Below are 15,591 nucleotides of genomic sequence, written 5' to 3' on the forward strand. Positions count from 1 at the left end.
TTCGCTTCCAGGGTTATACGCCTTAATGGGGGGAGTTTTTAAGTGGCAAGGGCCGGCAGCTGCGTTTTTGCCGACCCGGATGCGCAATGCTACTCACTTGAGACTTGCGCAGTTCATTGTGGCGAGGGGATTTAGCGAAACGTCGCACCGCCCCGCTGGGCTGCGATGCAGTCCCTGAATACAGGCATCGTGTTGTGCCGAGCTGATCGCATTCAGGCTTTCTGGGACTGCTGCGCAGTCCAACGGGGATAAATCCCCTCGCCACAGTTCGGGGTCTCACCAACGCATCCGTACGCCCAGGCTGGCAATGACGCCATTGAGGTCGTTGTCGTCGACGTCGCTGCTGTAATCGGCGCTGACATACAGGCTTACCACGGGCGTGACCCGGGCGACCAGGCCCAGGCCCAGCTCGACGGTGGAGGATTTGCGACTACTGCTGATCTTGTCAACCTTGCCCAGGGATAGGGTGTCGGCGCTCTGGACGGTGTGCCACAAGTTGGTCCGCACGTAAGGCTCCACGCCCAGGCCGTTGACCTCGTAAGTACCTTTGAGCCGTGCCCCCACACGCCCGCTCCAGGTCCTCAGTGCACTGCTGTTGCCATCCTCGGCGTTACCGGTGTCGAGGGTCACACGCTGGTTGATCAACTGTGCCTGGGGCTCTACCACCCAGTTGTCACTGATGCCAATGGGAAAGCCGCCTTCGACCGACAGCGTGACGGCATGGCCCTCGGCCGCCTGGCGCTGGCCCTGCTCGGTGCGGCTGTAACCGTTGACCCTGCCGCCACTGGCGCTCAGGTCCACATGCCAGCCAGTGGGGCCAGTGAGGCTCCAGTAGGCACCCAGGTTCGTTCCTTGCAGATTCAACGCGTCTTTGCCCGGTTCGGCCATGGCCGGGCTTACCAACACGCCGCCGACATTGGCGATGATCTGGTTCTGGCCACCGATCAGGCCCATGCGCTGGGTATGGCCATTGTCGTTGGAAAGCGTGAACAGCCCGGGGCTTTTGTCGGATGCCGAGTCGGTGTTGATGAGGGTGGCATTCGGGTTGTCGGAGGGTGTCTGGCCGTACCTGGATTGCGGCGATTGCTCGACGGGCCAGGCCATGACCTCCATGGATGAGCACAGCAACAACGAAGTGGACACGGCGTAAAAGGTGGTCGTGATTTCTTGTGAGCGGGGGGAAGTTCTCATGGGGGTCTGCCTTGCAATCGCATGCGTCTCTCGCTTAGGGCGTCTCTCCTACCCCGAATGAGGGGCGACCGAACGGATTGAGGCAAGTCTCGGGCGGCCCGCCGCAACGGGTTCCCGAGGCCTGCCCCTGACTGTATTTCCGGGGGTAGTACGGTGTAGTCAAGAAGACCGATGTCATCGCGTCAAGAAACTGTGCGATGAGTGGCTATATGAAATCAGCTCAAATAAATAGCTGATTCTTTTCAGTTATCCGTAGAGCAGAATGACGTCAAATCACCGTCGTGAGTGGCCGCCTCAATGTCACCAACTGACCCGCACACCGAGATTGCCCGCCACGCTGCGTTGCTGGTTGCTGTCCAGGTTGTTGCTGTAGTCCGCGCTGGCGTAGACGCTGACCGAGGGCGCCAGGCTTACGATCACGCCGACCCCCAGATCGCCGGTGGAGGCGCGCTGTTGGGTTTCGACCCGCTCGGTGTTGTCGAACGTCACTGTGTCGGTGCCGGAAAAGGTGTGCCACAGGTTCGCCCGCAGATACGGTTCGACGGGCATGCCACTGACCTGATAGTGGCCCTTGAGCCGGGCGCCGAGGCGGCCGGTCCAGGCACTGTCGGAATCGAATTCGACCCTGGAGATCCCGTCGTCCTGGGTGTCCAGGGATATTTTCTGGTGGATGACCTGGACCTGTGGTTCCAGGACCCAATCAGCGGCTAAGGCGAATGGATAGCCGGCCTCTGCGGAAAGCGTCAGGGCGTGCCCACGATTGTCGATCTTGAGACCGCGTTCGGAGCGATTGTCGCCGTCCAGCCGCGTGCCCATCACGACCGCATCGACGTAACCGCCAGAGGGATCGGCGAGCGTCCAGTAGAGCCCGTAGCTGTTGCCGTCGAGTTCTATCTTGCCGGCGCGTCGGCCTCGGAAGCCCAGGTTGAAGCCGTCGACGTTACCGTTCAGTTCCGTGTGGCCGACGAAGAAACCGATGCGTTGGGTCTGGCCGCCGGACATCGGCGAGCTGTACAGGTCGTTGCCCACCTGGAAGCCTTTGATGGAGCCGTCGAACCGAGGCGAGACCGTACCGGCCCAGGCCTGGTCCAGATCCTTGCCATAGACCCGGCCCCAACCCGCGCCGAACGCACCGGTTTCGTTGAGCAGGCGCTGGTCGCCCTGGCGGTCATGGAAGGTGCCCAAGGCCATCAGGGTCAGTTGCGCGGCGGCAGGAGGCAACACCGACCAAGTGGGCACTTCCGGGCGATACAGGGGAATAGGCGCGGCGCCCGGCACGGCAGTGGGCAGCGCAGGCAAACCCGGGCTGGCCGCCGCCACCGGGCCGGCGACCACGGTCGAGCGCAGGTACCAGTTGTTGTCATTGCCGTTCACGCCGCCCTTGAATAGACGGTAATCGAAGGCGCCGGCCGACACCGCATTAGCCAGCGAAAACGCGCCACTGTCGCTGACCGCGCCGCCTTGGGCCTGGACCAGCTCGATGCCGTTCTGCGTGGTCAGTGCGCCCGCGCCCCCCAGATTCGTGACCGTGATGGCGGTGGTTCCCGTGAGCGTTCCACCGTTGACCACCAGCTTGTCGCTGGGGGAATCATCGGCCCCCAGGACCGATTGCAGGCGTAGCTGGCCGTTGTTACCGACGTAGTTACCCTGCACGGTGAGGGTGTCGCTGGTGCGGCTATTGCCCTGGGTAAGGTCCACCGTCCCGCCGTTGTTGAGCGTTGCCAGTTGGCCGGCGGCGAACGGTGTGAGGCTGCCCTGGGTCGAGGTCAACACGCTGCTGCCATCGAGGGTGAGGGTGCCCGTGGCGGTGGCGCTGTCGCCCAGGACCAGAGCGTCATTCAGGTCCAGGCGCGAACCCTGGGTGAGGTTGACGCTCTCCCAGTTGACGTAACGAGCGCCCGTACTGGAGGTGCTGCCTTCAAGGGTCAGGACGTCCTGGCCCAACCCGCCGTTCAGGCTTGGGGTGATGGCGAGCGTCGTTTCATCGAGACCGCCCAACAGCGCCGTGTCATTGCCGTCGCCCATCAGAATGGCAGAGTGGATCAGGCCGCCGCTCCACTGCAACTGGTCATCTCCGGCACTGGCTCGGACCTCGCCGATGATCTCGCCACCGCTGACAGTAATGCTGTCATTGCCGCCACTGACGCTGACGTTGCCGCCGATGCGTCCCGCAGACAGGATGATGGTGTCCTGGCCGAAGCCGGTCACCAGGTTACCGATGATCTGGCCGCCCGACATGTCGAAGAGGTTGTCATCGAGCTTCATATCGACCCGGCCGATCGTACCGCCGCTCATGTGCGCGATATCGCCGTCTTCGAACGCATCGACAATGGTGCCGCCGGACATCGTGAAGGTATCGAGGCCGTCACCCTGGGACAGGGACAGGATGCGGCCGCCCGTCATGAGAAAGTCGTCGGCCTCGGAGCCTTGGCTGACGTCACCGTCAATCACACCGTTGGCGTGGATTTCGATGTGATCGGCACCATCGTCAAACGTGACGTCGCCCTGGATGACGCCACTGCCGTTGGCAGGCATCGTCAGGCTGTTGTTGCCTGAAAGGTCCGTCAGCCCGGGGCTGGTGCCGCTGTCGCAGACATAGGTGTCATTACCTGCGGTTGGCGTCAGCGTACAAGCCGCCATGGCGGTGGAAAAGGGCAGCAGGAAGGGGGTCGATATCCATAAGGCATTGAACAGCCGCTTGAAAGCGTGATCTTGCGAGCTCATGTGCTATCCCTCTGCATCGGCATTCGAGGAACGCCGGTTTCAGCATCGGCTGCACGACAGCTGGCACACTGGGCCTGGCAACGCTCGCTGTATGGGATGGCACCGTAACAATGAAAAATATACGTCGCTACTGTCAGAACTTACAGGTGGCCCGTTGTCATCAACGATTCGTCACCGGGTTCACAGATGCACTTCCACTGACAGCGGCAAGTGATCGCTCAGGTGTGTCCAGGGCTTGCTTCCGAGGATTCTCGGGCCATGGCTGGTGGCGTTTCGCAAGTAGATACGGTCCAGGCGCAGCAGGGGGAAACGGGCCGGGTAGGTTCTGGCCGGACGGCCGTGGTGGTGTTCAAAGGCTTCATGCAGATACTGACGCTTGGCAAGGGTGATATTGCCGCGCAGTTGCCAGTCGTTGAAGTCGCCGGCGATGATCACCGGAGCGTCCTCGGGCAGGGATTCGAGCAATTGACAGAGCAGTTTGAGCTGCAGTTGACGATGGCTTTCCAACAGGCTCAGATGCACGCAGATACCATGGACTTCGGCATGGCCCGGCACGTCCAGCACGCAGTGCAGCAAGCCACGTCGCTCCGGGCCGGTGATTGAGACGTCGAGGTTGCGGAACTGGCGGATCGGGTATTTGGACAGCAGCGCGTTCCCGTGATGGCCGTCGGGGTACACCGCGTTGCGGCCGTAGGCGAAGTCGCTCCACATGCTGTCGGCAAGGAATTCGTACTGTGACGTTTGGGGCCAGTTGTCGTAACGCGAGGCATGGCGGTCATGCTCGCCGAGGACTTCCTGCAGAAAAACCAGGTCGGCACCAGTACTGCGCACCGCTTCACGGAGTTCCGGCAGGATGAAACGGCGATTGAGGGCGGTGAAACCCTTATGGGTGTTGACCGTCAGTACCCGTAGCCGATGGACCGCCGCAGGCGAGTCCAATGGCACCGATTCGACAGCTTGCCAGTCGGGATCGCGAGTCACGTTCACTCCTGAATCAGACGTACCTGTTCATGCGACTGACGGGCAGCATCGGCAGTTCCGGATATTTGCTGCGTTTTCGCGGACCGGCTCGTGTCGATAGAGAAGAATGGCGTTCACAGAACTGCGTTGGAACCTGTGGGAGGGGGCGTGCTCGCGGAAGCGGTATGGCAGTCACAAAGATGTTGAATGTGCATACGCCTTCGCGAGCGAGCCCGCTCCCACAGGGATCACTGGTGTTCACAGCATCCGCTGTGGCAGTCGGGGTCTAGATGAACACGATCTCGTACGGCAGCCCCATGCGATCCAGGATGACCCGCGGCACCAGCGGTGCGATGCCGCTGGCGGGTTCGCCGTTGAGCTGGCTGGCGTAGGCGTGCATCGCGTGGCGTTTGCGGGCGGTGGTCCAGACGTCCAGGCGCAGTTTTCGTGCGCGGTGCCAGGGAATCTTGTTCTGCTCGCGAACCGGCCAGTGCCAGGCCCACACCGGCAGCTCGTTGAACGTCGCTCCCACGCTTTCGGCTGCCAGGGCTCCGGCGCGGCCGACGGCTTCGTGATCGCTGTCGCCGTCCTTGCGCCAGGTGCTGAATACCACATCGCCGGGTCGTAGGTAATGCCCGATGAAGGCGGTCAGTTGTGCCTCATGTTCGGTCAGGGCTTTTTCCGGGAAGCCGCCGCGTACCCACTGCAGACCGTGGTCCGACACGCCCAGGCGATGCAGGGCATCCACGCTTTCCTGGGGATGGGGCCGATAGATGCGCAGGCGCTCATCGGTCCACAGCGGCGAAGGGGAGTGGTTGAGGTCCCCGTCGGTGACCGAGATCAGCAACATCGGATAGTCCAGGTTGCCAAGCAACTGGAGCAACCCGCCGCACGCACCGATTTCATCGCCAGGGTGCGGGGAGAGGATAACGGCACGGGTGCCGGCAGGGATGAGTGTCTGGGTGCTGATGATGGGAATATCGGCCAACTGGGGCGAGCTGTTCCAGATTTGCGGGTGCTGCCGGCCTTGCGAGCGAGAGGCAAGTTTCATGGGGTACGTCCTTGTCGTATTCAATCTTTCAGCCACGCATCGGGCCGATTGCCCGGGCGCCCCGAAGGGGCTGGCTGTGATCTGCAGTGTTCCGAATCCTGGAATACCGCCTGCGAAGTATTGACCATGACGCTCGATTCGTCGCGTCACTTGTGTATCTGAACTGCAATTTTTTATTCGAACTGGACTGCGCAACGGGGGGACACAGCTCCAGAGCCGCGTCCTTGCGGCTCTTGATGCTCTGTTACCGTTTATCACCGATCCCGTGTTTCCTCTTCGCGCTGCAATTCGAACAACAGCAACGAGCGGCCCGTGACGGAGTATTCGGAATCGAAATCGAAACGCTCCCGGCCCCGCACCGTTGGCTGGTTGGTGTCTACCATGCAAGTCCAGAAACTGCCTTCGGGCACTTCAGGCAGGCGGAAATTGACGATGTCGTGGTGCGCGTTGACCACCAGTAGCAACGTCGCATCACCGCCCTTGCGGCGGATGCCAGTCTCCTGGGCACGGCCGTCCATCAGCATCCCCAGGCAGCGACCATGGCTGTCCTGCCAGTGTTCAATGGTCATCTCACTGCCATCCGGTGCCAGCCAGGTTACGTCCTTGACGCCGATGTCCTCGTTGTAATTACCCACCAGGAACCGTCCACGCCGCAGGATCGGGTAGGCCAGGCGCAACTTGATCAGGCGCTTGACGAACTCGAGCAGTGCCGCGCCGTCTTCGCTCAAGTCCCAGTTGACCCAGCCGATTTCGCTGTCCTGGCAATAGGCATTGTTGTTGCCATTCTGGGTGCGGGCGAACTCATCCCCGGCGACGATCATCGGTGTGCCCTGGGCCAACAGCAGGGTCGCGAAGAAGTTGCGCATCTGTCGATGGCGCAGGGCGTTGATCTGCGGATCATCCGTCGGTCCTTCGACACCGTGGTTCCAGGACAGGTTGTTGTTGCTACCGTCCTGGTTGTTCTCGTCGTTGGCTTCGTTGTGCTTGTCGTTGTAGGACACCAGGTCATGCAGGGTAAAACCGTCGTGGGCGGTGACAAAGTTCACCGAGGCATAGGGACGGCGCCCGCGCTGATTGAACATCTCGCCCGAGGCGGTCATGCGACCGGCAAAGTCGGCGAGCTGGCCGTCGTCACCTTTCCAGAATGCGCGCACGGTATCTCGAAACTTGTCGTTCCATTCGACCCAGCCCGGTGGGAAGCGTCCCACCTGATAACCGCCGGGACCGCAGTCCCAAGGCTCGGCGATCATTTTTACCTGGCGCAGCACCGGGTCCTGGCGGCAGGCTACGAGGAAGCTGTGGCGCTCGTCGAAGCCGTCGTGATACCGACCGAGGATGGTTGCAAGGTCGAAGCGGAACCCGTCGACATGCATCTCCGTGGCCCAGTAACGCAGGGAATCGGTGACCATCTGCAGCACGCATGGATGGCTCAGGTCCAGGGTGTTGCCGGTGCCCGAGTCGTTGATGTAGTAGCGTTTGTCATCGGGCATCAGCCGATAGTAGGAGGCATTGTCGATACCGCGCATGGACAGGGTCGGGCCCTGCTCGTTGCCTTCGGCGGTGTGGTTGTAGACCACGTCGAGAATGACTTCCAGATTGGCATCGTGCAGGTGCGCGACCATTTCCTTGAATTCGGCAATCTTGCCGCTGGCCAGGTAGCGCGGGTCAGGGGCGAAGAATGCGATGCTGTTGTAGCCCCAGTAGTTGGTCATGCCTTTATGCAACAGGTGCTGGTCGTTGACGAACGCATGGATGGGCAAGAGCTCGACCGAGGACACTCCCAGCTTGCGAATGTGTTCAAGCACGTCGTCGACCATCAGCCCGGCAAAGGTGCCGCGCAGGTTCTCGGGTACGGCGGGGTGGCGCATGCTGATGCCGCGTACATGGGTCTCGTACAGGATGGTCTTGTCCCAAGGTACGCTGACGCGATGGTCATGGCCCCAGGTATGGGCAGGGTCGATGACCTTGCACTTGGGTACGAACGGGGCGCTATCGCGCTCATCGAAGCTGAGGTCGCCATCGGGGTGACCGATGGTGTAGCCGAACAGTGCCTCGGACCATTTCAATTGGCCCACCAATTGTTTGGCGTAGGGGTCGATCAGCAGTTTGTTGGGGTTGAAACGATGACCGTTCTCAGGATCGTACGGACCGTAGACCCGGTAGCCGTAGATCAACCCGGGATGGGCATCGGGCAGATAGCCGTGATAGATCTCGTCGGTGTACTCCGGCAGTTCGATGCGTTCGAGTTCGACCTCGCCGTTGTCATCGAAAATGCACAGTTCGACCTTGGTGGCGTTGGCTGAGAACAACGCGAAATTGACCCCCAGGCCATCCCAGGTCGCGCCGAGCGGGAACGGCAGCCCTTCACGAATCCGCGATGCCTCGATAACAGGCGGCGGGGTGGTTTTCTTTGGACGGGTCATGGGTTGCTCCTGCAAAAGACAAACAGATACGGCAAAGCGGGTGGCGTAGGAGCTGTCGAGCGAAGCGAGGCTGCGATCTTTCCTCTGCCACTTGAGTCTCAAGCGCAAAGATCAAAAGATCGCCGGCTTCGCCAGCTCCTACAAAGCGGGCGGTGCGACGTCTCGCTGAATCCCCTCGCCACAGGGGGGTGTGCCAGCCTGAGCCCGAGGATCAAACCGCCGGTGGCTTGCGTGCCGCGCGTGGCTTCTTCTCAGCTGGCTTGCCAGCTGCTGGTGCCGCCGCAGCGGGTTTAGCCGCTGGTTTGGCCTTGGGCGTGGTGCTTTTTGGGGCAGCCTTGGCCGTGGTGCTCTTGGCCGCCACAGGCTTGATGCCGTTGGCCTTGCTGGCGGCCGGTTTGCTGGCAGCCTTGGGTGGCTTGCTCGGCGCCAGCGCTTCGGCCTCGGCGAGTTTGCGCGCCATATCCCAATGACGCTCTTCCTGCCCGGTAGGCTTACCTTCGGATTCCCAGATCTGATAGGCGAATTCACGAATGCGTTTATCGTCGGTACTCATCGCAATGCTCCTGACATGACTCAAGATGGGATAAAGACGTTGACCGGGAAATCCCCCAGCGCGGTGCTGACCATCAACTCCCCTTGGGGTGTGACTGCTGCACGTGTAAAAAGTCCCTTCAGTTTTCCATCCTCCACGGCGAACGGTAACGAAACGCGGGTATCGCCCCAGTTAGAAGCGGTCACCCAGGGTTCGCTACCGTCCCCCAGCAGGCGAGCGGCGTGGATCGGCACCACCACGATGGCCCGTTGTTGCTCGTGCTCGCGCATGAACGCCAGGACCCGATCGGCGTGTTCGCCGATCACGGGTAGCGGCTCATAGCTGCCCCGTTGGAACAGCTGCGGGTATTCGGCCCGCAAGGCCAGGGTCTTGGCGATCAGGACCTGCTTGACCCGGCCATCGCGCCAGTCGCTTATCAGCTCGGCAGGAGGATTGCCGACTTGCAGTGCCTGACGGCGGGTGTCGAAGTCCACCGGGCGACGGTTGTCCGGGTCGACCAGGCTGAAATCCCAGAATTCGGCGCCCTGGTACAGGTCCGGTACACCGGGTACCGTCATGCGCAACAAGGTCTGTGCCAGGCTGTTGAGGGCGCCCGCCGGAGCGATGAGCTGGACAGCCTCGGCGATGGCACTGCGCAGCGGCAATCCTTCATCGCACAGCAGCAGTCGTTCCAGGAACATCTGGGTCGCCTGTTCATAGGCGTCGTTGACGGCCGCCCAACTGCTTTGAAGCTTTGCTTCACGCAACGCCTTTCGCTGCCACTGCCACAGGCGTTCATTGTAGTTCGAGAGTGCCTGGTGATCGTTGAGATCAAGGTCCAGCGGCCAGCTTCCGAGCAGCGCCTGGTACATGATCAGCTCATCGCCTGCCGAGGGCGCGGCGGGATCACTGTGCAGCGACGGCGAGAGAATGCGCCATTGCTCGACGCATGCGGTGTACCAGTCAGGACGTTCGCTGAGCACCGCCAATCGCGCCCGGGTGTCTTCGCCGCGCTTGTGGTCGTGGGTGGCAGTCGTGACCAGATTGTCGGGAAAATGCATCTGTCGCTCAAGGCAAGCGTCATGGAACTCCTGCGCCGGAGCGCTGAAACGCTCGGTGTTGTAGCCCACGTCGTTGCGCGACAGCAGTACCGCGCTGCGATACAAGGCGGTGTCCTCCACCGCCTTGGCGGCAGCGGGTGAGGTCAGTTGCTGGAAGCGCACACAGGCATGGCGTAGCCGCTTGCGCTGGTTTCCTCGCGGACGTTGCCGCCAGGGCATGCCACCGAGCCAGTCGGCCAGGCAGTCGAGTACCGGCCAGTCGGCTTCGCCGAGAGTCTGCCTGGCGCCTTCCAGGGCCTGGCGGAAAAAGCTTTCGTCTTCGGCGCCACGGCCCAAGGCGCTGATATAGGTGCGGTACACAGGGAAGTGCACGATGAGCTCCTGCAATGCCCGGCGAATCGCACCGAGGGTCAGGTCGCGGGTCATCACGTCGTCCCGGGCGACTTGCAGCAGGGCCTGGGCAACGCTTTCGAAGTCCCCGGCCAGGGAGCCGTTGAGAATCTGCTGGCGGGCCAGTCGGGCTTCCTCGATAAAGTGCGCCGGGCGTTCGCTGTGTCGGCTCCAGAACTCGGCGAGGGGAGCGGCACCGTTCGGATCATGCTGCAGCAGCGAAACCTGATTCATGAATTCGTAGCCGGTGCTGCCATCGATGTTCCAGTCCCGGCGCAGCGTCTCGCCATTGCCGAGGATTTTCTCGACGAAGATCGGCAGGTGTCGCGACGGTGACAGCGCATCGACGCGCCTGCGCAATTTGCGACAGTAACCGCGAGGATCGGCCAGGCCGTCGATGTGATCGATCCGCAGCCCGTCCACCAGTCCGTCGGCGATCAGCTGGAAAATCTTTGCGTGAGTGGCCTCAAACACCGCTGGGCGTTCGACCCGCAGGCCGCCCAGTTCGTTGACATCGAAAAACCGCCGCCAGTTGATGTCGTCCGCCGCTGTGCGCCAGCTGGCGAGGCGGTAGCTCTGGCGCTCCAACAGTTGATGCAGGCGTTCGAAGCCCTCGGGGGCTTCGGAATCGTAGCCGCGCAGGTTGTCTTCGATGGCCGCCAGGATGTCGGCTTGCCCGGCCAGCTCGCTCAGTTCCTGCTGGAGGGGGCGGGCGAGGGTATGGGCATCGGTCTGGTAGTTCAGCGTGGTGAAGCGTTCCGCCAGGGACTTGAGGGATTCGGCCTGTTCGGCCGGCAAGGTGTCGGCGGGTTTGAGCAGTTCGCCGTACTGCATCGGGCAGATGGGAAAGTGGTGCTCGTAATGTTCAACGTAGAAGCGGCCCAGTGCAGGGGCGAAGCGCAGCCTCAGCGTTCCTTCCTGCAATGCCACGCCGTAATCGCTGCCCAGGAACGGCAGCAGCAACTGGCCTTCCATCAGCGGATCGGGAGAGTGCCACTGGATATCGAAGAACTGGCCATAGGGGCTCAGGCGCCCCCACTCGAGCAGGTCCAGCCACCAGGGGTTGTCGTTACCGCCGACGGCCATGTGATTGGACACGATGTCGAGGATCAGGCCCATCCGATGCTCGCGCAAGGCCGCCACCAGGCGCCTGAGCGCGGCTTCGCCACCGAGTTCGGGGTTGACCAGGGTCGGGTCGACTACGTCGTAGCCGTGCATCGAGCCGGCCCGGGCCTTGAGCAGGGGGGAGGCGTATACATGGCTGATGCCCAGCGAGGCGAAGTACGGTACCAGCGGTACCGCATCGTCCAGGGTGAAGCCTTTATGGAACTGCAAGCGCAGGGTTGCCCGCAGGGGGTGGGTCGACGTCTGTTTCATCGGTCACGCTCGTTCGCCTGAAGCCTTGCACAGGCGAGTATTTCCAGGCGCCGAGCGGCGTCCGGGCCATCCAGTAGCGCCTGGCTCTCGCCGGGCAGGCGCCTGCGCCAATTGGGATGAGTGTCGGTGGTGCCGGGCAGATTGGCCTGCTCATCGATGCCCAGTGCGTCTTCGAGCGGCAGCAGCACCAGCGGGGCACGGGTATGGCCGAGGAAACGCACGCTGGCGTCCAGTACTTGATCAGTCTCGTGATGTTCTTCGCGAAAATTCTGCGGGTCCTGGTTCAGCACGTCGCGCAGGCCCTCGCGTTCACGCTCGCGGTGCCGGCGCCAATCCATTTCGGTGTGGGAGTCGATCAGGTCCAGCCGGGCATTCCAGTCGATGTCATGACCATGCCACCAGCCGTTGAGGGTCGGCAAATCATGGGTGCTGGTGGTCGCCAGGGCATTGTCCGGCCAATCGAGAATGGGCTTGAAGCGGGTGTTGTCTTGTTCGAACAACAGTACCCGCATGCCCAGGATCGAGCGGGCGCTGAGCTTCTCCCTCAGGCCATCAGGTACCGTGCCAAGGTCCTCGCCGAGCACTATGGCCCGGTGGCGATGGGATTCGAGGGCCAACAGGCGCAGCAAATCGTCCACCGGATAATACAGGTAGGCGCCATCGGACGGCGGCGCATCGTTGGGAATCACCCACAGCCGTTGCAGGCCCATGACGTGATCGATGCGCAAGCCGCCGGCATGGGCAAAGTTGGCCCGCAACATCTCAATGAAGGCGCGAAAGCCATTGCGGACCAGGCCTTCCGGCGAAAACGCCGAGATGCCCCAGCCCTGGCCGGAACGATTCAGGATGTCCGGTGGCGCCCCCACGGTCAGCGAGGCCAGCAGTTCATCCTGGCGGCTCCAGGCCTGGCTGCCGGCACCGTCGGCACCCACCGCGAGGTCAGCGATCAGGCCGATGCCCATGCCGCTGGATCTGGCGGCGCTCTGGGCCCGTTCCAGGCACCGGGCAATCAGCCATTGGCAAAAGGCGTAGTAGCCGATTTCGTCGGCGTTTTCCTCGGCGAAACGAGCCAGCGCCGCACTGCGCGGGTTGCGCCACTCTTCGGGCCATTGACGCCAGTCGAGGCTTTCACCCCGAGCCGCGCGTTCCGCTTGCAGGGCCTCGAAGCGGCAGTGGTTTTCCAGGGCTTCGCCGCTGGTGTGGCGGAAGCTGCTGAAGTCTTCATGTAGCGGATGTTCGCCCTGACTGAAGCCATCGTACAGGGCACGGAGGATCTTCTGCTTGGCCTCGGCGGCTACCGGCCAGTCCACCAGGGGCTGTTCTTCCAGGTGGCGCAGTTGATTGACCAGGCCTGTGGCGTCGATCGCGGTGCGCAAGGCCCGCTCACCCAGGATCGTGCCCGGCGCGGCATACAGGCTGTTGAGGAACAGCCGGCTCGACGGCGAATAGGGGCTATAGCGACCGGTGTCGCTGCTGAACATCGCGTGTATCGGGCTGATAGCCAGAGCATCGGCACCGCGCTCGCCAGCCACCCGTGCCAGTTCTTCCAGCGCCTGGGTGTCGCCGAAACCGCCGTCGCCGGGGCGACGCAGCGCATACAGCTGTGCGCTCAAGCCCCAAACCCTGGGCGTCGGGTCGTCGACGGCCTCGGCCACGCTGTAGCAGCGGGCAGGCGCGACGGCCAGGGTGAAATGCTGGTCCTGGATGCGGACCTGCTGATAGCCCACCGGAACCATTCCCGGTAGCTTCGCGTCGGCATCGAGCTTCAGGTTCAGCGTAGCGCCGTCCTCGAGCTGGATTTCGCAGGGCGTCGAGCCTTCGAAATAGCGGCTCAGGTCGACGTTGGCACCGACGTCGGCGGTGATCAAGGGGGGCAGACGATGATTCTGTTGATCTTCCTGCAGTTGCAGAAGACTGGCGTCGATTTCCTGGGCACTGCTGGCCGGATGGCCCAGGCCCGTCAGCACCGAGCGCAATACCGCCGGCGAGACTTTCTGGGCCCGGCCATTGGCGTCGATCCAGTCCACCGCCAGGCCCGCGCGGCCGGCGAGGATTTCCAGTTGCGCATCGCTCATGGGCGCTCTCCAGTAATGTTGGGCAACGTTGCCGCTTGCGTCAGAGTGACCAGCGCGCTGTAGGGCGCAAGGGCGCCCTGTTCCAACAGACCCATGGCTTGCCGCGGATGTTCGAAAAGAATGCGCGCTTGTTCCGGGGCGCTATGTTCAACCGGCTGTTCGCTGAGGTTCAGGTCGATGCGCAGTACGCTGCCGTCCTCCATCCGCCAACGCGCACTGATCGCGCCGTGGCCCAGCACGTCGGCTCCCAATGCCTGGATCGCGGGCAGGCGCGGGACGATCTCTTCGCGACGGATTTTCAGCAACTGACGGTACAGCGCTTCGCTGGCTTGCTGCTCCGGTCCACGGGACTCCAGGTTCGGTCGTGAGGCATCGAACGTAGCAGTCGCGTTGGGATCGGGAATGCGTTTGCGCTTCTCGGGGTCGGCAAAGGCACTGAAGGCCTTGAACTCGTTGCGCCGACCCTCACGCACCAACTCAGCCAACTCACCGTGGTGGCTGGTAAAAAACAGGAACGGCTGTTCGGCGAGCACTTCGTCACCCATGAACAGCAACGGAATCATCGGACTCAACAGAAGAAGCACCGTCGCCGCCTGCAGGGCCTGGGGCGGGGTCAATTGGTGCAGGCGCTCGCCCAGGGCCCGGTTGCCGATCTGGTCATGATTCTGCAGGAACAGCACGAACGCGCTGGCGGGCAGGTGGCCACTGGATTCGCCCCGGGGCTCGCCGTGGCGGTTGATGTGACCCTGGAACACGAAACCCTGGCTGAGACAGCGTGCCAGTTTCTCCGTTGTCTGTTCGGCATAGTCGGCGTAATAAGCGTCGGTTTCCCCGGTGAGCAACACATGCAGGGCGTTATGGCCGTCGTCGTTCCACTGGGCGTCGTAACCCTGTTCGAGCAGGCTGGCCTGGTTGTGTTCGTTTTCCACGGTCAGCCAGACATGCCGCGCCGGGTCGACCTGTTGGCGCACCCTGGCGGCCAGTTCCTGGAGAAAGTCCGGATCTTCAATTGCGTGCACGGCATCCAGGCGCAAACCGTCGAAGCGGTATTCCAGCAACCACATGAGCGCATTGTCGATGAAGAAATCCCGCACCTCGCGGCGCCGGAAATCAATGGCCGCGCCCCAGGGGGTGTGCTTGTCTTCGCGAAAGAAGCCCTTGGCGTAGCGGTGCAGGTAGTTGCCATCGGGACCGAAGTGGTTGTAGACCACGTCCAGGATCACAGCAAGGCCGTGGCCATGGGCGCTGTCGATCAGGTGTTTGAGCTGTTCCGGCGTGCCATACGACGCCTGGGGCGCATAGGGCAGTACACCGTCGTAACCCCAGTTGCGATCACCTGGAAACTGCGCCAGGGGCATCAGCTCGATGGCGGTGACACCCAGCCCGGCCAAGCGTGCCAACTGCTGCTCGACCCCCTCGAAGCCACCGAGGGCGCCAACATGCAATTCGTAGATCACTGCTTCGTACCAGGGGCGGCCGGACCATTGGGTGTGACGCCACGCATAAGCGTGGGGATCGACCACCACGCTGGGGCGGTCGATGTCCCCGGCCTGGGCACGTGAAGCGGGGTCGGGTACCTCCAGTTCTCCATCGATGTTGTAGCGATATCGAGTACCAGCGGGGCAGCGGGTCTGGATCATGAACCAGCCGTTGGCTTGGGGCAGCAGCGGTATTGAATCGCCAGTGTCGAGTTCGACACTGACGTAAAACGCATCCGGGGCCCACAGTGCGAAGCGAGTGTGCTCGGCATCAAGCATGATCGCGCCGTGGGTCCAGGTATCAGGCGTCCTTGACGGCATCGATCACC

9 protein-coding genes are annotated in these 15,591 nt (G+C 62.5%); all 9 read right to left on the reverse strand.

Features of this window, described 5'->3' with window-relative positions; translation table 11 throughout:
• Positions 1-276 precede the first annotated feature (276 nt).
• Entirely contained in the window at positions 277-1,191 is a 915-nt protein-coding gene (locus AD665_RS08450) for an autotransporter domain-containing protein (protein WP_024780017.1), read from the reverse strand.
• 300 nt (positions 1,192-1,491) lie between these two features.
• Positions 1,492-3,915 (reverse strand): autotransporter family protein, encoded by a 2,424-nt coding sequence (locus AD665_RS08455; RefSeq protein WP_053191704.1) that lies wholly within the window; start codon positions 3,913-3,915, stop codon positions 1,492-1,494.
• A 180-nt stretch (positions 3,916-4,095) separates the two neighbouring features.
• Positions 4,096-4,896: an endonuclease/exonuclease/phosphatase family protein gene (locus AD665_RS08460; protein ID WP_053191706.1), complete on the reverse strand. Its 801-nt coding sequence runs from the start codon at positions 4,894-4,896 to the stop codon at positions 4,096-4,098.
• A gap of 265 nt (positions 4,897-5,161) precedes the next feature.
• Positions 5,162-5,926 carry a PIG-L deacetylase family protein gene (locus AD665_RS08465; RefSeq protein ID WP_024780020.1) on the reverse strand — a complete coding sequence of 255 codons (765 nt, stop codon included), beginning with the start codon at positions 5,924-5,926 and terminating at the stop codon, positions 5,162-5,164.
• Between the two features lie 254 nt (positions 5,927-6,180).
• Positions 6,181-8,349, reverse strand: coding sequence for a glycogen debranching protein GlgX (gene glgX / locus AD665_RS08470; protein ID WP_024780021.1), 2,169 nt, complete (start codon positions 8,347-8,349; stop codon positions 6,181-6,183).
• Positions 8,350-8,560: 211 nt separating this feature from the next.
• A complete protein-coding gene (locus tag AD665_RS08475; protein ID WP_024780022.1) occupies positions 8,561-8,902 on the reverse strand; it encodes a DUF2934 domain-containing protein in 342 nt (113 codons plus the stop codon).
• A 20-nt stretch (positions 8,903-8,922) separates the two neighbouring features.
• Positions 8,923-11,709, reverse strand: a complete 2,787-nt coding sequence (locus tag AD665_RS08480; RefSeq protein ID WP_053191708.1) for a malto-oligosyltrehalose synthase — start codon at positions 11,707-11,709, stop codon at positions 8,923-8,925.
• The gene (gene malQ, locus AD665_RS08485) at positions 11,706-13,784 is read right to left on the reverse strand and encodes a 4-alpha-glucanotransferase (RefSeq protein ID WP_053191710.1); all 2,079 of its coding nucleotides are present in this window, start codon (positions 13,782-13,784) and stop codon (positions 11,706-11,708) included. Before malQ ends, AD665_RS08480 begins: the two co-directional genes overlap by 4 nt.
• Entirely contained in the window at positions 13,781-15,583 is a 1,803-nt protein-coding gene (gene treZ / locus AD665_RS08490) for a malto-oligosyltrehalose trehalohydrolase (RefSeq protein ID WP_024780025.1), read from the reverse strand. The genes malQ and treZ overlap by 4 nt, the downstream gene beginning before the upstream one ends.
• Positions 15,584-15,591: the final 8 nt, after the last annotated feature.

This window comes from Pseudomonas corrugata (genome assembly GCF_001269905.1).
Classification (GTDB): domain Bacteria; phylum Pseudomonadota; class Gammaproteobacteria; order Pseudomonadales; family Pseudomonadaceae; genus Aquipseudomonas; species Aquipseudomonas corrugata.

Excerpts from the sequence above, each read along its gene's own strand:
- treZ (WP_024780025.1), bottom strand. The coding sequence starts at position 15,583 with ATGCCGTCAAGGACGCCTGATACCTGGACCCACGGCGCGATCATGCTT.
- AD665_RS08465 (WP_024780020.1), bottom strand. The coding sequence starts at position 5,926 with ATGAAACTTGCCTCTCGCTCGCAAGGCCGGCAGCACCCGCAAATCTGG.
- AD665_RS08480 (WP_053191708.1), bottom strand. The coding sequence starts at position 11,709 with ATGAAACAGACGTCGACCCACCCCCTGCGGGCAACCCTGCGCTTGCAG.
- AD665_RS08455 (WP_053191704.1), bottom strand. The coding sequence starts at position 3,915 with ATGAGCTCGCAAGATCACGCTTTCAAGCGGCTGTTCAATGCCTTATGG.
- malQ (WP_053191710.1), bottom strand. The coding sequence starts at position 13,784 with ATGAGCGATGCGCAACTGGAAATCCTCGCCGGCCGCGCGGGCCTGGCG.
- glgX (WP_024780021.1), bottom strand. The coding sequence starts at position 8,349 with ATGACCCGTCCAAAGAAAACCACCCCGCCGCCTGTTATCGAGGCATCG.
- AD665_RS08475 (WP_024780022.1), bottom strand. The coding sequence starts at position 8,902 with ATGAGTACCGACGATAAACGCATTCGTGAATTCGCCTATCAGATCTGG.
- AD665_RS08450 (WP_024780017.1), bottom strand. The coding sequence starts at position 1,191 with ATGAGAACTTCCCCCCGCTCACAAGAAATCACGACCACCTTTTACGCC.